Here is a 20,826-nt window from a genome sequence, read left to right on the forward strand (position 1 = left end):
TTAGATACCTTTAAACTAGGATTAAATTTAATTTTTTAACATAATAACTTATATTTTGTTAATTTCCATGTATATTTATCCAAAATATCAATCATCCCTTTATCTTTCTTCCCATCTATACTACAATAACCTTTAAAGGATAAACGGAACTATTCTCCGTTTAAAATAGAAAGGGGTGACTGCATGCTTTTTTATGAGCGTATAAAAATCATGGTCCCACCATTTCCCTGTGAAGGATGTTTTTTTCCCAGATAAATAAATCATACAGGAGAGATTTTTTATGGAAAAAAACATCGAGACAAAGAAAATCAATTTGGCATTACTTGTTTGCCTTGTAGGGTTTCCGCAAATTAGTGAAACTATTTATACACCTTCTTTAACCGAAATTGCTGAGGGCTACGGGGTATCGTTAAATCTGGCTCAGATGACTTTAAGCATTTACTTTCTTGCTTTTGCAGTTGGCGTGTTCTTTTGGGGTGTTAGTTCGGATTATTTAGGGCGACGTAAAGCAATGAATTTTGGGATATTCATCTATATTCTTGGTTGCCTAGTTTGCCTTCTTTCAAATAATATTACTATGCTCTTTATCGGACGATTTGTTCAAGCATTCGGGGCAAGCACGGGTTCCGTTACAACACAGACAATTTTGCGTGACAACTACCACGGCAATGATCGCCACCATTTATTTGCAAAAATATCAGCCGCTTTGGCATTTTCACCGGCAATTGGGCCATTAATTGGTGGATTTATCGGACAATATTACGGCTTTCGTGTGGTATTTTTATTTTTAGTAGTTATGGGAATGGTATTGCTGTTCTGGAGTTTAAAACGACTACCAGAAACAAGAACAGCGAATTCGACCTCCTTTAGCGTGCAGAAAATGGTAGTAATTGGTAAAAAAATGATATTTGATCGCTATACAATTGCTTTTGGGGCGTTAATTGGTATTTTTAATGGAATATTGTTTAGTTACTACTCTGAAGCTCCCACTATTTTTATTGAGAGGTTTCATTTTAATCAGAGTCAGTATGGCTTTATGGGGTGCGCAGTGGCTACGGCAACTATTTTAGGGGCTTGGCTATCTAACTGGCGCTTAAAACATAAGTCGCCACATAAAATTATTAAAGAAGGGATATTGTTAGCTCTTATTAGCACTTTATTTCTTAGCACCGTTGCCCTATTCCCGCTCACTATCCAAGTTATATTCTACATCTTCTTCATTTCTATTATCTTAGTAGGAATTGGCATGGCCTTGCCAAATTGTTTAAGCTTAGCATTAGTAAAATTTCAAGAAGTCGCAGGTACGGCTGGGGCCTTTTTAAGCTTAGGTTATTATGTAATTGTCAGTATTTGTACGTTTTTAATTGGGGTTTTGCATACAGGCTCAATGCTAGTATTTCCAATGTTTTGCACAATACTTCTTCTGATTGCGCTTGTTTGTATAAAATTAGCAACTCGAAAAAATAGCTAACAAAAACAGGAAACTTCTTTTAGCCTCCGTTTTCGCAAATGGCTATAAATAGTTTCCTGTTTTAGATCAAACTTAGACTAGTTGGATTATTTACATCTATTCTCACCTTAAAGTTTGCACTTGATTCTGCGACTACAATATTCTCGTACTCTTCCGTAATACGCACAAACGGATTCGATGCTTCCGAATATAGAACCCAAAGTAAATTCTTATCCGCATCAAGGTAAGCAACAAATCCTTCCGAACCATGGCTTCCCTCTCCTATACAACAATAACAACCACTTGCTAACTCCATTTCATTAAAAATATCTATATGTGTAACATTTGTATAATCCTTTTTATAGACTTCTAAAAAATCAAAATAACTGCCTATCTTGATACTTGGAGTAGGATAATAGTTAATATCAACTTCTAACCCCGTCCCACTTGAAAAATGAATACCGTTTTTAATCAGTAGCTCTTCTCTATCCCATAAATTACTTATCCGTTCCATTAAAATTTCTCCTCTCCTTATATTTCCCGGGTAATAATCTCCTGTAATAACAAAAAAGCATCAAACTCCTGAGAGCTTAATACTTATTTGGTTATGCTAATTGTTCGTTCATACTTTCCATTTGAGCAAGGAAGGCTTTTTGCCATTTTTTCTCGTTTAGGAATTCAATTGGAAACTGAGGGTCGATTGTAGTTAGGATTTTAGCCCATGCATCTGTACGTAATGAAGATGCTTGACGAATCGCGATAACAAACATTACTATTGTCCCAGCAATCAAAAATAAAATTAAAATAATACCTACAATGATTGCAGCTGTGATATTTTGGTTTATTGCAAAAAAGTACGTTAGATAACCTAAAATAAATGCTATTACAAAGAAACTACCGATAAAAATAAAGGTTTTCTTACGGCTACCTCTATAAGTAGAAATACCTAGTGCTGCTTCCAGTAATGCCATTTGACGAACAGGATTATTCTTCTTTGCAACTTGAATACCATATTTATCAATTAGTAAATGCGCTGCTTTTCTTTCCTCTTTGTTATTTTTTGGCATAATTACTAGAAGAACAACAAAAAATGCTATAACCATTAATTGTATCAAAAAAAACACTCCTATAATAAAATTTATAATTAATTATAGCATTATTGCACTCTCTGCAAATTGTATATTTTGTGAATTAATTAGCAAAGGCAATTTAACCAAATTCGTTTATATATTGACAAAACCGCTTCATATGGTACTTGTTTCACTTGAAATGCATTTATTATCATCCTCGATTAATATATTCAAAATATAAATCTCCTCAAATACTAGCTTGATACTTTTTGAATTAACTTAAAAAAACAATCTTTTGACACCCTTGCTCGTCAAAAGATTGTTTCACGTGAAACATATTAAACGTTAAAGCGGAAATGAACGACATCCCCATCTTTCATTTCGTATTCTTTACCTTCTAAGCGTACTTTACCAGCTTCTTTTGCTGCTTGCTCTGAACCATATTCAAGCAATGCGTCATAGGCAACAACTTCAGCGCGAATGAATCCACGTTCAAAATCAGTATGGATAATTCCGGCACATTGTGGTGCTTTCATGCCTTTGATAAAAGTCCAAGCGCGAACTTCTTGAACACCTGCTGTGAAGTAAGTTGCTAAGCCAAGTAATGTATACGCGGAACGAATTAATTGGTCTAAGCCGGATTCTTCAATTCCAAGCGCTTCTAAAAACTCGAGCTTATCTTCATCTTCTAACTCAGCAATTTCTTCTTCGGCACGAGCACAAACAACGATAACTTCGGAGTTTTCACTCGCAGCGAATTCACGCACTTGTTGGACATATTTGTTATCGTCCGGGCTAGAAACGTCTTCTTCACTTACGTTAGCTACATATAAAACAGGCTTTCTTGTAAGCAAGAAAAGATTGCGAACGATTTTTTCTTCTTCTTCGTTAAATTCAATTGCACGAGCTGGCTTGTCATTTTCGAAAGCCTCGCGTAATTTAACTAAAACATTATATTCAGCGACTGCATCTTTATCTTTTTGTTTAGAAAGCTTCTCCACACGCCCAATACGCTTCTCTACGGTTTCCAAATCTGCTAAGATAAGTTCTAAGTTGATTGTAGAAATATCGTCTAGCGGGTCTACTCGGCCTTCTACGTGAGTAATGTTTTCGTCATCAAAACAACGAGTTACATGGCAAATCGCATCTACTTGGCGAATATGGGATAAGAATTTGTTTCCAAGTCCTTCGCCTTTACTAGCACCTTTTACAATTCCAGCGATATCTGTAAATTCAAAAGTTGTTGGAACGGTTTTTTTCGGTTTTACAAGTTCCGTTAGTTTGTTTAATCTGTGGTCAGGAACTTCAACAATTCCTACGTTCGGGTCAATCGTCGCAAACGGATAATTCGCAGCCTCTGCTCCTGCTTTTGTGATTGCATTAAAAAGTGTCGATTTCCCAACATTAGGAAGCCCGACAATACCAGCTGTAAGTGCCATTATATATAAACTCCTTTTCATTAACTTCATTTTGAAACGCCCGTTAAATGGACATTTTTTCACTAACGTATATTATAAAGGTTTTTCAAATAAAAAGCCACCCACCAAAAAACGAAAACCCTTTAATCAGTAAAGGGTTTTCGTTTTCATTATTTCATTTCTTTCCAAATAGCAATCATCTCATAAGCTACATCGCGTAATGTATAGGTCGTCATAAATTGATCTTCCGCGTGCATGAAGAGGATGGAAATTTGTACGTCTCCGCCATCTGCCTCTTTTTGAATAAGCTGTACATGGTTTTTGTGACCTTCACTAAGAAATTCATTGGCTTCGTCTATTTTTTTATATGCCTCTGTAAAATTTCTTTGTCTTCCCAATTTCATTGCCTCAATAATACAACTTCTTGCGGCGCCAACAGAACTAATTATTTGAAATGATGCGAGTTCCATTCCTTCCATTTTTGCTTAACCTCCTATGATTGAAACTCGCCCTACTAACTTAGTATCAGAACTTCCACCCACGAAAATTTCTATACCACCGGGCTCCACCTCATATTTGTTGTTAATCGACCATATTTCAAAGGCTGATTTATCCAACTTAAATGTGACTGAAGTTGTTTCATTCTCTCTAATTCGAACCTTTTTAAAAGCTTTTAGTTCTTTTTTCCTTCTAGTAATGCTTGCTTCCATATCATGGATGTAAAGCTGAATTACTTCCTCACCGACCAAATCGGAAGTATTTTTCACATTTACTGTTACCTCGACGTTTTGTCCGCTAAGTAGTTCCGATATTTTTATCGTATTTTGTTTTATTTGTAAGTCTTGATATTCAAAAATGCTATAACTTAAGCCATAACCAAACGGATAAAGTGGCTTACCAGTTAAATCAAAATAATCTTCTTTGTACTCCACTGCCTTTTGATTATAGTAAATTGGTATCTGCCCAGATGACCTTGGTATACTGACAGGCAATTTACCCGAGGGATTGTAGTGACCAAAAAGAACTTCAGCAACTGCCGTCCCGCCCATGCTTCCTGGATACCAAGCAGTAAGAATGGCATCTGCTTGTTGATCAATTTCGGGGATAGCAATTGATCTTCCTTGAATCATAACAACAATTACTGGTTTTCCAGTGCGTTTCATCGCGGAAAATAAATCTAGTTGGGCTTTCGGGAGAGTAATATCAGAAACATCGACATTTTCACCAGCATCCATGTTAGGCCCTTTAGAGCTAACCGCACCATTATTTAAAAATTCCATATCAAAATTTCGTGCACTTGAACCGCCAAGAACCATAACAATCGCATCAGCATCTTTAGCAATTATCTCTGCTTTTTGAACCCCACCATCAAGTTCTTCGCGAATTTCAGCACCTTTTTCAGAAAGAATTTCCCAATTTTTTGGAAGTAATTTTTTCATTCCTTCTAAGACTGTGACACATGCAGATTCATTTTGCGGAGCTGTATAGTCACCTAATTGGTTATAAAGGGCATCTATGCTAGGCCCGACAACAGCTAATTTTTTTCGTTCACCAACAAGCGGTAAAGTAGCAAAGTCATTTTTCAAAAGACAAATACCTTCTCTAGCTGCTTGTAAATTTAGTTGTCTCCAATCAAACTTCGGTTCTTGAATGTCTTCTTCCACAAATGGTTGTTCAAATAGACCTAATTGGAATTTCACTTGGAGCACTCGCCTTACAGCGTCATCAACAATCTTTTCATCAAGGATTCCTTTTTCCACGCTTTCTTCAAGAAATGGAAACACTTCATCCCACAAACTCAAATCCACACCGGCTTCAAGAGCCATTTTTGCGGCTTTTTTTGGATCAGGATTTAGTTTTAATAATCTATCAAGTGCACAGCCATCTGCCATAACAATTCCGGAAAAACCCATTTCTTCTCGCAAAATAGTTGTTAAAAGCTCTTTGTTCGCGTGGCATGGCACTCCGTCAATCTCGTTGTAAGCTGCCATGACGCCAAGAGCGCCACTTCTAATCCCTGCTCGCATTGGATCCAAGAAAATTTCTCTAAGTTCCCGCATGCCAATAGAAACTGGTCCAGAATTATGCCCACCAATAGGCTCTCCTTGTGCTGCAAAATGTTTTAAAATAACAGCAATTTTCCCGCTCGCTTGAAATCCTTCTGTAATTGCCGCTGTTAATTCCGCTGCAAGGTATGGATCTTCACCGTAACACTCTTCAGCGCGTCCCCAACGTGGGTCTCGAAGTATGTCTAATGCTGAAGCGAGCGCTAGATGAACTCCCTTTTCGGAAATTTCTTCAGCAATCGCACAAGCGACCTGTTTTTGCAACTCTGGATTAAAAGAAGCAGCTCGAGCTAAATTTACCGGATAAGACTCGCTATCTAAGGCTTGATGTCCATGTGGAACTTCTTCAGCCAATAAAACCGGAATCCCCAGACGCGTATTTTCCATCACATAACGCTGGATTTTATTGGCTACTTTACCAGCATTTTTCCGACTTACTCCTGTATCTTTATTCATTTTCGACCATGAATCAGCACGAAACAGTCCGTATAGAGCACCTATTCCTTCAAAACGAGCCACTTCATCTTTAAACTTTTCTGTGAGTTGAAATGTTTCACCATCGCGCAAGAAAGCTTCCCAGCCATACATACGCTGGTTTAATTGACCACATTTTTCCGCCAGAGTCATTTTGGAAAGTAAGTCTTCTACCCGCTCTGAAACAGATTTAGTCTTATCCAAATAAATCACCATTTTTTCTCCTCCTTGCTAAAAAACTAGGATTTTTATAGTAAACTAATTGCTAAATCTAATACTTTTTCCCCGTTCATACGACCATAATCGACTATATCAATAACTGCTACTGATACATTATCACCAACTGTGTCTATGACCTTATCTTTCATATAATTCACTTGAGGTCCAAGTAAAATCGCATCTGCTTTCCGCCAATTTTTTTCAAAATCTGTTTCTGAAATGGCCCAAATAGTTAATTCTAAATGACGTTCTTCTACAACGCGTTCCATTTTTCTTACTAAAACGCTTGTAGACATTCCCGCGTTACACATCAGCATAATATTTTTCATGAAAACTCCTCCAATTAGGCTTTAATTCGATCATTGGCTTTTAAGAATGGCAGGTAAAGAAGTACGCAGACGCCAATCAAGAAAATTTGGAATACTGCAGCGCGCCAGTCCCCACCTGTCGCAAGGAATCCCGAAGCAACAACAGGTGTCGTCCATGGAACCATTACGACTACTTCTGAAATCATATGCAGTTTTGTCGCGAAGTAGGCTAAACATAAGCAAAGCGGTGTTGAAATAATGAACGGAATCATTAAACTCAAGTTATATACAATCGGAAGGCCAAATACGACAGGTTCATTGATATTAAACAGACCCGGAGCCGCAGATAAAGTAGCTATTTCGCGATAATCTTTTCGTTTTGACCAAATAAAAATTGCTATTAATAGCGCAATGGTATTTCCGCCCCCTCCCATTACACCAAACACATCACGGAAAGTAGTGTTAATGATATGCGGAATTTCTGTATGATTTGCAAATGCTGTCATATTTTCTTGCATATTTGCCAAAAGAACTGGGTCCATAATTGGTCCTAAAATCCCACTCCCAGCAATACCGATAGAATAAAGCATTTGTGATATCGTCATTAACGTTAGGAACCCTGGAACACTTGTAACAAGGAACGTTAACGGCTTTTGAATAATTGCGCTGATCAAAGAATATAGATTCAAGTTGAATAATGTCACGACTAAGAATGAAATAAACGCAAAAATAAGTATTGTTAACATTGTCGGAATAAGCACATTGAACGATTTAATTACTGCTGGCGGCACGCTATCCCCAGAAATATGAATTTTCATTTTTTCACTCTTAGAAAGACGAATAAATACTTCTGTTGAAAGTAGTGCTGTTACAATCCCAACAAACATCCCCGCCGAACCCATTAAAGCTATTGGCAAGACTCCTGTAACTTCAACAGATTTTTCTGCACCAATAGGAATCACGTCTGTCACTGCCGGAATAAAAATAACAATCAGGGCGATCGTCATTAGAGCTGGGGCAAAAGGATTTTCAAACTTCCGGTTTTGCGCTAAAAAGTAAGCAACCGAAGCTCCAATCAAAATAGTAATAATTCCTAAAGTCCCGTTCACAATACTGTTACCTAGCCCCTGCCAAGTCGTAAGTGTTTCAGAACTAATAATTGCGGACATAAAACCATCCGGCTTGATAATAACGTTATTAATTAAAACCATAAATCCTGCTAACATAATAAAAGGTAAGATAGTAGCAAATGCATCACGCATAGACTTTAAATGAATTTGATTTCCAAGTTTCTGCGATAACCAACTTAATTTCTCGATGAATTTTTTCAATTTATTATACCTCCTTTGATATTACAATAAGTGTAGCGCTTTCTTTTTATTAAATAAATCTAGTCTTTTTCCGCATCTATATATTATATGCGGAAATAAAAAAGACTCGCCAACTTTTTATCAAAAAAGTTTAACGAGCCTCTTTGTCATAACGTTTGTAACACGCGCATAAATTCATCAAATTGAGTTACACGTTTTAGCTCTCCCATCGCTTTTGGACTTTCCACTAAATTACTAATAAGCTCATAGACTGTTGCAAGCTGTTCTTGTTGTTTATTTTTCACCGCCAACATAAAAACAACTTGTGCCTTATCTTCCTCATTCCACTCGACTCCTCCACCATTACAAATGCAAACTGCAATAACTGTTTCTTCTACATTCGCTTCAATGGGATGTGGTGCCGCAAGCCCATTACCTAAATAAGTCGGCACAATTTCCTCCCGCTCCAAAAGTGATGGTAAATAATCTTCGCCAACTATTTTATTTTCCAACAAAAGATTCGCTAAATCAATCACTACTTGTTCTTTATTCTTCTTATCACTAATTAAAAAAAGCGATTCCTTAAAAACCTTATCCACTTCAAATTGGTCCTTTGCCTCACTTTGTTTCATTAATACAGTAATATTACGAATATCTGCTTTCGTCAAAAATGGTGAAACTTGGATAAAAGGATGTAACTTCTTTCGCAGTGGCACTGTAGAGATAACAAAATCACATGCCACTTTGCTCTGTTCATATTCTTTAAAGGAGTATACACCAACTATTTCAAGCGTATTCTCAAACTCTTTTCGAACTTTAGATTCCAAAAGTTGCGACGTCCCTAAACCAGAAGCGCATACAATTAACACTTTTTGCTTCTCCGTCTCTATTTCTTTATCTAAGCCATATAAAAAATGAATAGCTAAATATCCTACTTCGGCTTCGTCCACGTTTGTTTTCAACTCTTGCTCAAGCACTTCCTTTGCAACCAATCCGAGTTCAAAAGCTAACGGATAATTAGCCTTTAGATTCTTCAAATAAGGGTTTTGTATATTCATATTAAATTTAATTCGATTAATAGCCGGTTTTAAATGCAGTGCAATATTTGAAATCATTTTTTGATCTTGCCTGAAATCATAACCATAAAGCTCTTTAATTTTCGCCAAGATTTTATCAACAACGATATATTCTCGGTAATTATTAAAATCACTTTTTCTATTTTTAGAACTAAGATGTAATAGCATATAGGAAATTTCGCTTTCCGGAAAACAAATGCCTTCTGAGCGATCAATTTCTTTTATAATACCTTGAGCCGCTCGTAATTCCGGCATACTAAACTCAACATCTTCCAAATCTGTAGCAGTCACATAACAATTATCTTTCACGCGACATACCGCAATGGCAATGTGTATAATCAAATTTTTAACGGAAATATCCGTCATATGAATATTGTATTTCGCTATATTAGAAAAAACAATTTGTTCAATCATTTCTAAATTAACTTCTTCAAAAAACTTCTTTTCCGTTTCTGTAATAAGTGGACTTGTAGACTCCACTAACAAATATTTGGAAAAACAAAAACGAATAGCAAGCTCCGCGCCAGTGATTCTAATTCCATAGCCAGCTCGTTTTTCTAATTTGAGCTGGTTATCTTTTAGTTTTCGTTTCACTTCTAAAATATCTAGATTTATCGTAGACTTACTAACAAACAATTCGTCTGACAACGTTTCTAGTTTTACATAGTCATTTTTTAATAATAGATATCGAATAATGTAATCTGCTCTATCCTCTGCAAACATCGGCACAATATTCATGTTAGCTCTTCCCACCGACTCATCCAAAAGGGTCTCTCTAAGTGTTTTTTCATCACTAAGAACCAGTCGATACCCTACACCGGGAAGTGATTCAATCTGATTTCCACCTGAAGCTAGTATTTGATTAATTGCTTTAATATCATTTCTAATTGTCCGAGGATTAACAGTTAAAGCTTCTCCTAATTCTCTTCCGCTAATAAATTCCATCTTTAAGTAAAGCATATGAACTATCTGTTTCCACCTTGGTAATGATAACTTTGAAGCACTCACGCAGCTCCACTCCTCACGGCAATTAATTTAAGCTATATAATTCTGATTATAAGCCTATTGCCCAAGAACAACAAGCTTTCCAAAAAAAATACAGATACAATTAAGTTATTAGCTTAAAATGTTTCACGTGAAACACTAAAAAACGAAAACCCTAAAAGGATTTTCGTTTTAATTTTACTTATTTTAAATCTACCACATGTTCTTCAAGATCAATACCCGTTCCAGCAGCCACTCGACTAGCGAATTCTGGCTCTATTTGATAAAAGTTTCGTAAGTTACGAATTTTAATATCATCGCGCACACCAGACCAATCGTCGACAATATTTTTCACAAGAGCTGTACGTTCCGCATCTGAATAGCGATCCCACACTTCTTTTGCATGACCAAAGTTATTTGGTTTTTCAGCAATAAGTCGCCCAGAAATATCACCGCGAATGTCTTGTTCTTGTTCAATAAAAGCTGGATTTTCTTTTGGTTCAGTCTCATAACTATTTGGCTCGTAATTAATTGAACTCGTTTGTTGTTTAAACGGCATATTACCATCACGTTGGTTGTTTGCAACAGGTGTTTTCGGGCTGTTAATAGGCAGTTGCAAGTAGTTAGGGCCTACGCGGTGTCTTTGGGTGTCGGAATAAGAGAACAATCTTCCTTGCAGTAAACGGTCTTCAGAAGGAAGCATACCGCGAACAAGTACCCCTGGATTAAATCCAACCGATTCAGTCTCTGCAAAAATATTATCTGGATTCCGATTAAGCGTCATTGTCCCTACAAGTTCATACGGGAAAACGTCCTCAAACCAATCTTTTGTTGCATCTAGTGGGTTAAAGTCAAAGCTGTCTAAGTCTTTCGGGTCTAACACTTGCACATATAAATCCCATTCAGGATAGTCTCCATTTTCAATTGCTTCATACAAGTCGCGACTCGCATGGTTAAATTCTTTTGCTTGAATTTGCGCAGCTTGTTCGGTTGAAAGGTTTACAATTCCTGCTTTTGGTACCCAGCGCAATTTTACGTAAACCGTTTTCCCCTCTTCATTAATCCATTTAAACGCATGAACACTTGAACCACGGATTTCACGATACGAAGCCGGAGTTCCTTCATCACTAAATAAATACATAATCATGGTAGTAGCTTCAGGACTTAAACTAAAGAAATCCCAGTAGCGGTTACCATCTTGAATATTCGTGCGTGGGTCAGGTTTTAAAGAATGAATAACATCCGGAAACTTAATCGCGTCACGAATAAAGAATACCGGCAAGTTATTTCCAACAAAGTCATAATTTCCCTCTTCCGTATAAAACTTAACTGAGAAGCCACGCGGATCACGCAAAGTTTCTGGTGAATGCTGACCATGAATTACCGTTGAAAAGCGAGCAAAAACCTCTGTTTCTGCCCCTTCTTCTTGTAAAAAATTAGCGATAGTATATTTTTTCATACTTTTTTTAGTAACAAATTTCCCATGAGCACCAGCACCTCGAGCATGCACAACTCGCTCTGGTACACGTTCTCTATCAAAATGCGCTAATTTCTCAATTAGCACATAATCTTCTAATAAAGTTGGTCCCTTAAGTCCCGCAGTCATCGAATTTTGGTTATCGCCAACCGGTGTACCTTGGTTTGTTGTTAAATTTTTTCTCTCTGTCATATGTAAATACCTCCATTAGAATACTATATCATTTTATTTATAATTATTATCAAATGATACTATTTATATTCTAAAGAAGAGGACGATAAACTTCAACTAAAAGGCTTAAAAAAAGAACAGACGACTTTATTCATCGTCTGTTCTCTATTATTCTTCAGCCTTAACTAAAATTTTCTTTACTTTTCGTTCAAATTCACGCCGAGGAATCATGACGCTATGGCCGCAACCTTCGCACTTAATCCGAATATCCATCCCCATCCGAATAATCTTAAATCGATTGGTACCACACGGATGAGGCTTTTTCATTTCTACTATATCATTTAAATCGAAATGCTTTTTTTCCATAAACATCACAACCTATTCATCATCAAACTGAATATCTAAAATTTCTAAAATACGGTCTAAATCATCGTCTGATAAAAATTCAATTTCAATTTTACCTTTTTTATCACGACGTTTAATCGAGACAGCCGTACCAAATTTATCTCTTAACTGGCTTTCACTCTCACGAATAAACAGAGGAATTCTAGCTGGCTTGATTGTTTCACGTGAAACATTTTCGTTTAAGTTATTCACAACATCTTCCAATTGGCGAACTGTTAAACCTTGAGTTGCAGCCTTTTTAGCGGTCGGGATGATGTTTTTCTTAAGTTTCAAACCTAGCAACACGCGGCCATGTCCGGCTGACAATGATCCATCGCGTAACATTACTTGAACTTCTTCAGGCAATGTCAAAAGACGAACAAAGTTAGCGATATATGGTCTGCTTTTCCCAACTCGTTCTGCTAATTTGGCTTGCGTTAAGCCTAATTTTTTCATAAGGAACTGATATGATTCAGCTTCTTCAAGTGGAGATAAATCTTCACGTTGTAAGTTTTCAATGACGGAAAGCTCCATCATTTCTTCTTCAGTTAAGTCACGAACAACTGCTGGAATTTCTTTTAATTTAGCTTCTTTTGCTGCACGGAATCTACGTTCACCTACAACAATTTCATATCCTTTTTCAGCATTTCTTAAAATAATTGGCTGTAAAACTCCGTGAATTTTAATGGAATCACGTAATTCATTGATTGCTTTCGTATCAAAAATTTTACGTGGTTGATATGGATTTGGCTTAATTTCTTTGATAGCGATATTTTGTACTGTTTCTTCATTCGTATCGACATTGTTAAATAGCGCATTAATTCCTTTACCTAGACCTTTAGCCATGTGCAACCACTTCCTTTGCTAATTCTAAATAAACTTCTGCCCCTTTTGATTTTGCATCGTACAACAAAATCGGCTTTCCGTGGCTAGGTGCTTCACTTAAACGAACATTACGTGGAATAATTGTATTAAATACTTTGTTTTGGAAGTATTTTTTCACTTCTTCTATTACTTGAATACCTAGATTTGTTCTAGCATCAAGCATTGTTAGTAAAACACCTTCAATTTGTAAATCTTCATTAAGATGCTTTTGGACGATTCTTATTGTATTTAGTAACTGGCTTAAACCTTCTAACGCGTAATACTCACATTGAACAGGAATTAAAACAGAATCTGCGGCTGTTAAAGCATTTAAAGTCAAAAGCCCAAGTGATGGCGGACAATCAATAATTACATAGTCATAATCATCACGAATTGAGTCGATTGCTTTTTTCAATCTGATTTCACGTGAGATAGCTGGAACTAGCTCTACTTCAGCCCCTGCAAGTTGAATTGTAGCTGGGATAACATTTAGATTATCTAAATCTGTTTTTTGTAACACATCTTGAATCGCCACATCATCAACCAATACATCATAAATGCAGTGTTCGATTTCACCTTTATTTACACCAACACCACTTGACGCATTTCCTTGTGGGTCAATATCTACTAGTAATACTTTTTTACCTAAAAAAGCTAGGCTAGAGCTTAAATTAACGGATGATGTCGTTTTACCAACCCCACCTTTTTGGTTTGCTAGTGCAATCACTTTGCTCAATCTTTTTCACCAACCCTTATTTTGTACCGAGATTTCCGGTTCTTTTATCTTCTATTCTACCAAAAGATTTTCATTTAGTCTTACAAAAAGTAAAAATAAATTAAAATTCATATTTTGAAAGCTTAAAAATGGTGAAAATGATATTCTTAAAACCTAGAAATGTTTCACGTGAAACATTTTAAATAAAAAAAGCAACCAACCTAAGCTGATTACTTTTCAATCTTCATTCTACGGAGAATGTTGTCTTAACACCTAGAACCGTGCAGACTTTTTGATACATTCGCAGAGTCAAATCTGGATCCCCTGCTTCTAAACGCCCAATAATAACAGGAGATAAATCTGATTTAAGCGCTAAATCTAGTTGCGACCATTTCTTCTCCATTCGTTTAGAGAAAATATATTTACCAAGGCTTGCTGAAAAACTATCTAAGTAATGAGCAATGCCTTCATTTGCTAAAGCTTTATTTTTTAGTGTTTCAAATTGATAATCTGCATGACCAATACTTGTTTCCGCTTCGATACGGCGTAAGAATATACGCTTAGCTTCCTCCCGATATGAGCCCATTTGATCTGTGAATGGATTTTTATCTTTAAAATAGCCTTTTACGAAGCAATAATAAGTTTCATCTCCACTAAAAGCAGTGAAGTAAATTAAACGACAATTTTTATCTTTAAAATGCGCTTTCATCTCTTGAATTGGCTGGTCTATAGTTGTTTCGACACGCGTGGTTTGCAATGAATACGCTTGACTTTTACCGATAATTAAATGGACATCGGGCAGAATTTGCTTACCAGTGCTAAGTTTTCTTGTTTCTGCTGTTTCTAGTTGTAACAGGCCTTGAAATACTAAAGTGGCCATTAGTGGTTCTTCCACAATTAAATTTTGTAAGAAATCATACGCTTGGAACTCATTTTGTTCGTCTTTCACAAAAATGATTTTTGCCATTCGTTTCGTGATTCTACCCTGGGTTGAGTGAATCACTCCCTCCTTTACAACTTTACCTAATTCTATTGTACTTTTTTCTGCTCAAAATTGCACTTATTTTCTCTAATTTTTGTAAAACCGTAAGAAAGTTTATATTCCACTCAAATTGAGTTGTTTTGAATTTAAAAAGAAAAACCCTGCTTTAGTAAGCAAGGTTCGCAACTATTTTTTCGCTTCTTTCGCGATTTGGTACCAACTGTAAATCTTCACTATCGCAAAGAAAGTATAGCCAAACGCGATGAGATATGCCCCGTAATTAATTAATAGAATGTTGAAGCCACTTCCCCAACCAGACTCTTCTGCTACGGCTACTGCTCGGGCATAGGGGCTGGTGAAAAAGTAGGTAATATATAGTGGATTAAAACTTAAAATAGCACTTGTAATGGCTATTACGAAAGATGGAAGTACCATCAAACAACTAATGACACCAACTGCATGTCCAATTATCTTCAAAAACCTCACTGCTACACCTCTTATTTCTTTTTAGGAATTTGAATGGTAATTTGATAAAAATCATCTGTCTCTTCTTCGGTGAAATCTAGGTCCATTCCGTTATCTTTAACCATTGTCACCGACTGTTTAATCGTGTTCATAGCGATACGCACGTCACGACTAATAGCTTGGCGTTTTGGTTTGGTTTTTTTAGTAGCTACTGGTTTTTTCACGCCTAAAATTTCTTGAATTCTTGCTTCGGTTTGTTTGACGTTCCAGTGATTTTCTTCTATTTCTTGTAAAAGGTTCACTTGCTGTTCTTCCGTTTCTAATGCGAGTAAAGAACGAGCATGGCGCTCTGAAATTTGTTTGTTAAGAACGGCTTCTTGGACAGTTTCTGGTAGTTTTAGAAGACGCATTTTGTTTGCGATGGCAGACTGGCTTTTCCCGACACGTTGCGCAAGGGCTTCTTGTGTCACGTCCTGCATGTCTAGTAAACTCCGATATGCTTTTGCTTCCTCAATTGGCGTTAATTCCTCGCGTTGTAAGTTTTCAATTAACGCTATCGCAGCTACTTCTTCATCATCTAAATTCTGAATAATTGCTGGGATTTTTTCCAATTTCAAAGAAAGTACAGCACGAAAACGGCGCTCTCCTGCAATAATTTCATAATAATCCGGTTCCATTTCTCTAACCACTATCGGCTGAATAACACCATGAATTCGGATAGTGCGAGCAAGCTCATCAATTTTATCTTGATCAAATACTGTCCGTGGTTGGAATTGGTTCGGGAATATTTTATCCATAGGAAGTTCTAGTACGCGTTGTACTCCTTCTTCTACTATATCATCCATTTGATTCTTATCTTTTTTGCCAAATAAACGTGAAAAAGGCATCTGGGTCCTTCCTTTCCGGAAAATCTTGGGCGCTTCTTTAAATAGGTTACTTATCCGCAAGTCTCTTAAACTATTTTAGCAGAAATGTCAGAGAAAAACACGCTTATTCTACAGTTTAAATGCGAAAAAATAGACAGAGCTGCTAAAATTCCCCAGTTCCATCTATTTTCCTAATTTATCTTAATGAAATTCGTCAGTTACCGTATTGATAGTTTTTTCCATATTTTCTCGGTAAGATTCATTTTGTAGTAGCATCATGGAAATAATGTCCATCACATACATAATCGAAAACTGGCTGTTGGCGAAATATCTTTTACTTACGAATAAAGTATTGTAAACCGGGATAGTGACGTCGCTGATTTCGGTCATTTCACTATTTTCAAAACTTGTAAATGTAGCGACTTTACTTTTGTTTTTCTTAGCGATTTTTAGTGCGGTGACTAGCTCTGGGGTGTTACCTGAATTGGAAATGCCGATAACGAAATCTTCTTTTGTTGTAATCGAGCTGGTGATAATCATCATATGCGGATCGTTGACACTGATGACGTTTAACCCCATTCGAATAAGGCGCTGCGACATTTCAACGGCAGTGAGTCCAGAACTCCCGACGCCGCAAATATAGACTCGTTTGGCTTCTTGAATATACTGTACAACCTCGCGGATTTTGGCCGGCTCAATCAACTTCACCGTGTTATCAATCACTTTATGGTAAAACGAATAAACTTCTTCAAAAAGATCATCGTAGCCAAGTGATGGAACCATAGTTGCTGCCGTATTCACCCGCATTTTCAAATCCACAAAACTATCACAACGCACATGGCGACAAAATCTCGTTATCGTTGAAATGGATGTGCCGGTCTCTTCAGCTAGCTCTTTAATATTAATATTCTTGAGTTCATCACTTTTTTCTAAAATATATTTTGCGATTTGCTTTTCTTTATTCGGTAATCGATTGTAATTTTGCTGAATTTCATTTAAAATCGTCATCTTTTTTGGCCTCTTTCTGGTTTAAGAAATGATAGAGCGCGCCAATCATCCCTGCTTCATTTCCCAGCTTTGCAAAAGTAAGATCTGCTGTATCGAACATTGGTGAGATTAATTTAGCTGAAATAGCTTTTTTTAGGCGAGGTTTGAAGAATGACTCTTCTTCCATTAATCCTCCACCAAGCACAATCACTTCTGGGTTGAAAATATAGATTAAGTTTACTACACCTTCGACTAAATTCTCAATCCATTGCTCTATTTCGATTAGTACATCCGCATCTCCGTTATAGGCCCACTCCATTATTTGACGGCCGTTCAACGCATTTTCCTCGATATTTTTTCGCGAGGCAACTTGTTTAATTAATGCTTTTGTTGAAGCCACATCTTGAAATTTCCCTTTCGAAAGCTGCATATAACCCACTTCACACGCTGTAAAAGAGTAGCCATTTATTAATTCATCATTTAGTAACATTGCTCCACCGATTCCGGTTCCAATTGTCAAACAGAGCACGCTCCCACGTTCCCGTGCTCCACCCAACCAAGACTCGCCAAGACAGGCTGCGTTTACGTCATTTTCAACTGCGCACGGAAGATTAAATCGGTGCTCTAGTTCTGCTTTTATTTCAGTTCCAGTGTATTTAGGAATCGTGTAGCCAGCATAAATAATTTTGCCTTTCACGGAATCTACAACACCTGCAGAGGCCACACAGATGCCCGCTACATCCGTTTTTTCTTTATTGACAATCCGAATAAGCGCGGGCATGATTTGATTCGCTCCGCCAGTTATAGGGGTCGCACAAGACATAAGCTCGCCCACCCGCTTACCTTCTTGATTAAATTTAGCATATTTGATACTCGTTCCACCAATGTCGACACAAAGATAATTTTCCATTTCTTCACCTCTTTAGTGAAATTATTATCCTTCTTTTGTTAACTCATCGTAAAATGCCTGCTCCGAGTTCGCTTCAATCAAACGAGCTACTTTTTCCTCGTCCATGAGCACCTCAGCAAGCTCTGACAACACTTCTAAATGGCTTTCTGAGTCCGTTGCCGCAAGCGTAATAACTAGTTTCACCGGGTCGAACATGTCGCTTCCAAAAGCCACGCCATCAGCCAGCGTTGCAAAAGTTAGGCCACCGCGAATGACGCCGAATTCTGGTCGTGTGTGCGCTAACGCGATATGTTTAGCAATCACTATATATGGTCCATTATTTTCTACACTTTGAATCATTCCGTCAATATAACTTTCTTTGATGGCACCTCGCTCTAGTAGAAGTCTCGCAGATGTTTGGATGGCTTCACGCCAGTCTTTTGCTTTTAAATTTACCTCAATATCATCTAAAGTAACTCGGTCTAATAACATGCTCGCGCCCCCTTATTTGTTATATTTAGCTATTATTTCTGTTAAATCTACATCCGCCAGTGACTCTCGTTCCATATAATTCGGTGTTAAATCGCTATGTTTCGTTACTTCATTTGGGATGACAAGAACATTTACACCCGCACTATTCCCCGCCAAAAGGCCATTTCGCGAGTCTTCTACGATAAGAGCCTCCGAGGGTTTTACATTAAGCGCTCTTAAAGCTTCTAAAAACAAGTCCGGTTCCGGCTTGATTCGCGTAACATCCTCCGCCGTAATAATCGCATCAAAATATCCGAGCAAGCCAAGTCGTTCCAAATGATAGAGTGGTTTTGGTCGCTGCGATGATGTCGCAAGTGCTAACTTTAAGCCGCGCTCTTTTAACCCACGAATAAAGCTTTCCACGCCTTCTTTGGCTGGTAAACTTTTGCTATTTTCAATGAAAGTTGCTTGTGTTTCTGCTTCAAATGCTTGGCGATTAATATCCATTTGCTGCGTCTCATTTAATTCACGGAATAAATCGTCCACATTAGATCCGACGCACTGTAAAAATTCCTCAATAGAAAGATCATAATGTTGTTTTGTTTTAAACCAATCTTTAAAAATTTCGTACCAAACTACTTCTGTATCAATAACAATTCCATCAAAATCCATCACAATTGCTTTTAACATCCTCTTCCTCCTTACCCACTTTACTATTCAAAGCGCTCCTAAAAAGAAGCGCTTACAAATAAGTTAATTCTTTTGTTCTCGGTCTGCAACTATTTTATCTATTAGTTCTTGATATTCTGGTGCACCGAGGTAATCTGTTATTTCCACATAATACGCATCTGGTTGCTTTTCTTTGGCTCGGTCGATAAGGGATTTATGCGTTACGACCACATCGCATTCAGTCGGCAATTCGTGGATGGCGATATGGAACACTTTAATATCGTCTAAGCCAGCATTTTTAATTTTTTTCTGCAGCACAGTCGCGCCCATCGCACTGGATCCAAGCCCCGCATCACAAGCATAAGCGATTCTTTTAACATTTTTAAAATTAAAATCATCTACTGGAGCTTCAAAAACAGAGGAAATGCTACTTTTTTTACCTTTAAGACCTTCCATTTTCTTCGCCGCGTCTTGTAGTTCTGAATCTTTGTTCCCCATGCGTTTAATAAATGGTATGGCAGTAATGAATGTAACAAGTGCCGCACATAGCACCGCGATTATAATTTTAATATGGTCGCCGGGTGCTGCCATCATCATAATGGTGATAATACTACCAGGAGAGGCTACACCAACAAGCCCCGCATTTGTCATTGTTAAAATAAATGTTCCTGTCATACCACCAAGAATTAGCGGTAAGATAAGAATTGGGTTCATTAAAACAAACGGGAAGTAGATTTCGTGAATACCACCAAATAAATGAATAACACTTGCCCCGTAGGAAGATGCTTTTGAGTTTCCTTTTCCAAAGAACATATAGCCAAGTAAAATTCCAAGACCTGGTCCAGGATTTGATTCTAGTAAGTAAAGCACCGATTTTCCTGTTTCGGCGAGTTGTAAGGTGGCTAGCGGACTAAGAATACCTTGACCGATCGCATTGTTCAAGAATAGTACTTTAGCTGGCTCAATAATTAAAGCCGTTAGCGGGAGCAAATGATTGTTAATTAACACATCCACGCCACTTGCTAATACCTTTGTTACAGTTTCAACCATTGGAGCAATTGCCACATAAGAAAATAGCGCTAACCCCGCTCCAATAATCCCAATCGAAAAGTTATTAACTAATAGTTCAAATCCAGCTGGAATTTTTCCATCAATACGTTCATCAAATTTTTTAAGTACCCAAGCAGCAAGCGGACCCATTATCATTGCGCCGATAAACATGGTTATATCCGAACTAATAATTGCACCCATTGTTGCAACGGTACCAATAACTCCTCCTCGGTAACCGTGAACCGCTCGACCTCCAGCAAAGGCAATAAGAAGTGGTAACAAGTAATTAAGCATTGGTGCGATAAAGCCTTTTAACATCTCAGAGCCTGTTGCTACCCCAATCGCCGTTAAAATCCCCCAAGCCATAAAAGCTCCCAAATTCGGAATGACCATACCACTTAGCTTACTCCCAAACTTCTGTACATGTACCCGAATAGACATATTTCCCCCTCCAATCATAT

At 37.4% G+C, this 20,826-nt stretch carries 21 protein-coding genes; 1 reads left to right on the forward strand and 20 read right to left on the reverse strand.

Annotated elements, in window-relative coordinates; all coding sequences use genetic code 11:
- Positions 1-280 precede the first annotated feature (280 nt).
- Positions 281-1,471: a multidrug effflux MFS transporter gene (locus HCB45_RS05545; protein WP_185560808.1), complete on the forward strand. Its 1,191-nt coding sequence runs from the start codon at positions 281-283 to the stop codon at positions 1,469-1,471.
- Between the two features lie 61 nt (positions 1,472-1,532).
- On the opposite strand, the gene HCB45_RS05550 is transcribed toward HCB45_RS05545, so the two are convergent.
- From HCB45_RS05550 to HCB45_RS05645, 20 genes are all read right to left on the reverse strand, one after another.
- Positions 1,533-1,964: a hypothetical protein gene (locus HCB45_RS05550; protein ID WP_185314743.1), complete on the reverse strand. Its 432-nt coding sequence runs from the start codon at positions 1,962-1,964 to the stop codon at positions 1,533-1,535.
- 91 nt (positions 1,965-2,055) lie between these two features.
- Positions 2,056-2,565, reverse strand: coding sequence for a hypothetical protein (locus HCB45_RS05555; protein WP_185314742.1), 510 nt, complete (start codon positions 2,563-2,565; stop codon positions 2,056-2,058).
- A gap of 293 nt (positions 2,566-2,858) precedes the next feature.
- Positions 2,859-3,959 carry a redox-regulated ATPase YchF gene (gene ychF / locus HCB45_RS05560; protein ID WP_003722138.1) on the reverse strand — a complete coding sequence of 367 codons (1,101 nt, stop codon included), beginning with the start codon at positions 3,957-3,959 and terminating at the stop codon, positions 2,859-2,861.
- 149 nt (positions 3,960-4,108) lie between these two features.
- Entirely contained in the window at positions 4,109-4,417 is a 309-nt protein-coding gene (locus HCB45_RS05565) for a PTS sugar transporter subunit IIA (protein ID WP_185319676.1), read from the reverse strand.
- A gap of 6 nt (positions 4,418-4,423) precedes the next feature.
- Positions 4,424-6,694: a glycoside hydrolase family 3 N-terminal domain-containing protein gene (locus HCB45_RS05570; RefSeq protein WP_185619164.1), complete on the reverse strand. Its 2,271-nt coding sequence runs from the start codon at positions 6,692-6,694 to the stop codon at positions 4,424-4,426.
- Between the two features lie 32 nt (positions 6,695-6,726).
- Complete coding sequence (locus tag HCB45_RS05575; RefSeq protein WP_185319674.1) at positions 6,727-7,026, reverse strand: PTS sugar transporter subunit IIB; 300 nt, start codon at positions 7,024-7,026, stop codon at positions 6,727-6,729.
- Positions 7,027-7,040: 14 nt separating this feature from the next.
- Complete coding sequence (locus HCB45_RS05580) at positions 7,041-8,336, reverse strand: PTS sugar transporter subunit IIC (protein WP_003768711.1); 1,296 nt, start codon at positions 8,334-8,336, stop codon at positions 7,041-7,043.
- Positions 8,337-8,482: 146 nt separating this feature from the next.
- Entirely contained in the window at positions 8,483-10,399 is a 1,917-nt protein-coding gene (locus HCB45_RS05585) for a BglG family transcription antiterminator (protein ID WP_185619175.1), read from the reverse strand.
- A 178-nt stretch (positions 10,400-10,577) separates the two neighbouring features.
- The gene (locus HCB45_RS05590) at positions 10,578-12,044 is read right to left on the reverse strand and encodes a catalase (protein WP_185607941.1); all 1,467 of its coding nucleotides are present in this window, start codon (positions 12,042-12,044) and stop codon (positions 10,578-10,580) included.
- 147 nt (positions 12,045-12,191) lie between these two features.
- Positions 12,192-12,395 carry a DUF951 domain-containing protein gene (locus HCB45_RS05595; RefSeq protein ID WP_077904843.1) on the reverse strand — a complete coding sequence of 68 codons (204 nt, stop codon included), beginning with the start codon at positions 12,393-12,395 and terminating at the stop codon, positions 12,192-12,194.
- A 6-nt stretch (positions 12,396-12,401) separates the two neighbouring features.
- A complete protein-coding gene (locus tag HCB45_RS05600; protein ID WP_185619177.1) occupies positions 12,402-13,253 on the reverse strand; it encodes a ParB/RepB/Spo0J family partition protein in 852 nt (283 codons plus the stop codon).
- Positions 13,246-14,007, reverse strand: coding sequence for a ParA family protein (locus HCB45_RS05605; RefSeq protein WP_003722150.1), 762 nt, complete (start codon positions 14,005-14,007; stop codon positions 13,246-13,248). The genes HCB45_RS05600 and HCB45_RS05605 overlap by 8 nt, the downstream gene beginning before the upstream one ends.
- 223 nt (positions 14,008-14,230) lie before the next feature.
- Complete coding sequence (locus HCB45_RS05610) at positions 14,231-14,989, reverse strand: helix-turn-helix domain-containing protein (protein ID WP_185619179.1); 759 nt, start codon at positions 14,987-14,989, stop codon at positions 14,231-14,233.
- 165 nt (positions 14,990-15,154) lie between these two features.
- Complete coding sequence (locus HCB45_RS05615; protein ID WP_003725338.1) at positions 15,155-15,454, reverse strand: hypothetical protein; 300 nt, start codon at positions 15,452-15,454, stop codon at positions 15,155-15,157.
- A gap of 11 nt (positions 15,455-15,465) precedes the next feature.
- Entirely contained in the window at positions 15,466-16,320 is an 855-nt protein-coding gene (gene noc / locus HCB45_RS05620) for a nucleoid occlusion protein (RefSeq protein ID WP_185319669.1), read from the reverse strand.
- 180 nt (positions 16,321-16,500) lie between these two features.
- Positions 16,501-17,307: a MurR/RpiR family transcriptional regulator gene (locus HCB45_RS05625; RefSeq protein WP_003772775.1), complete on the reverse strand. Its 807-nt coding sequence runs from the start codon at positions 17,305-17,307 to the stop codon at positions 16,501-16,503.
- Complete coding sequence (locus HCB45_RS05630) at positions 17,291-18,196, reverse strand: ROK family protein (RefSeq protein WP_185619181.1); 906 nt, start codon at positions 18,194-18,196, stop codon at positions 17,291-17,293. The genes HCB45_RS05625 and HCB45_RS05630 overlap by 17 nt, the downstream gene beginning before the upstream one ends.
- 24 nt (positions 18,197-18,220) lie before the next feature.
- Positions 18,221-18,667, reverse strand: coding sequence for a PTS sugar transporter subunit IIA (locus tag HCB45_RS05635; protein WP_185319667.1), 447 nt, complete (start codon positions 18,665-18,667; stop codon positions 18,221-18,223).
- Between the two features lie 12 nt (positions 18,668-18,679).
- The gene (locus HCB45_RS05640) at positions 18,680-19,336 is read right to left on the reverse strand and encodes an HAD family hydrolase (RefSeq protein ID WP_185619184.1); all 657 of its coding nucleotides are present in this window, start codon (positions 19,334-19,336) and stop codon (positions 18,680-18,682) included.
- Between the two features lie 63 nt (positions 19,337-19,399).
- Positions 19,400-20,806: a PTS mannitol transporter subunit IIBC gene (locus tag HCB45_RS05645; protein WP_010991455.1), complete on the reverse strand. Its 1,407-nt coding sequence runs from the start codon at positions 20,804-20,806 to the stop codon at positions 19,400-19,402.
- Positions 20,807-20,826: the final 20 nt, after the last annotated feature.

This window comes from Listeria farberi, assembly GCF_014229245.1.
Taxonomy (GTDB): domain Bacteria; phylum Bacillota; class Bacilli; order Lactobacillales; family Listeriaceae; genus Listeria; species Listeria farberi.

Bases quoted from the DNA above. Each gene is read 5' to 3' on its own strand.
- HCB45_RS05590 (WP_185607941.1), bottom strand. From the start codon at position 12,044: ATGACAGAGAGAAAAAATTTAACAACAAACCAAGGTACACCGGTTGGC.
- HCB45_RS05635 (WP_185319667.1), bottom strand. From the start codon at position 18,667: ATGTTATTAGACCGAGTTACTTTAGATGATATTGAGGTAAATTTAAAA.
- HCB45_RS05545 (WP_185560808.1), top strand. From the start codon at position 281: ATGGAAAAAAACATCGAGACAAAGAAAATCAATTTGGCATTACTTGTT.
- noc (WP_185319669.1), bottom strand. From the start codon at position 16,320: ATGCCTTTTTCACGTTTATTTGGCAAAAAAGATAAGAATCAAATGGAT.
- HCB45_RS05625 (WP_003772775.1), bottom strand. From the start codon at position 17,307: ATGACGATTTTAAATGAAATTCAGCAAAATTACAATCGATTACCGAAT.
- ychF (WP_003722138.1), bottom strand. From the start codon at position 3,959: ATGGCACTTACAGCTGGTATTGTCGGGCTTCCTAATGTTGGGAAATCG.
- HCB45_RS05575 (WP_185319674.1), bottom strand. From the start codon at position 7,026: ATGAAAAATATTATGCTGATGTGTAACGCGGGAATGTCTACAAGCGTT.
- HCB45_RS05640 (WP_185619184.1), bottom strand. From the start codon at position 19,336: ATGTTAAAAGCAATTGTGATGGATTTTGATGGAATTGTTATTGATACA.
- HCB45_RS05570 (WP_185619164.1), bottom strand. From the start codon at position 6,694: ATGGTGATTTATTTGGATAAGACTAAATCTGTTTCAGAGCGGGTAGAA.
- HCB45_RS05595 (WP_077904843.1), bottom strand. From the start codon at position 12,395: ATGTTTATGGAAAAAAAGCATTTCGATTTAAATGATATAGTAGAAATG.
- HCB45_RS05630 (WP_185619181.1), bottom strand. From the start codon at position 18,196: ATGGAAAATTATCTTTGTGTCGACATTGGTGGAACGAGTATCAAATAT.
- HCB45_RS05600 (WP_185619177.1), bottom strand. From the start codon at position 13,253: ATGGCTAAAGGTCTAGGTAAAGGAATTAATGCGCTATTTAACAATGTC.
- HCB45_RS05645 (WP_010991455.1), bottom strand. From the start codon at position 20,806: ATGTCTATTCGGGTACATGTACAGAAGTTTGGGAGTAAGCTAAGTGGT.
- HCB45_RS05550 (WP_185314743.1), bottom strand. From the start codon at position 1,964: ATGGAACGGATAAGTAATTTATGGGATAGAGAAGAGCTACTGATTAAA.
- HCB45_RS05565 (WP_185319676.1), bottom strand. From the start codon at position 4,417: ATGGAAGGAATGGAACTCGCATCATTTCAAATAATTAGTTCTGTTGGC.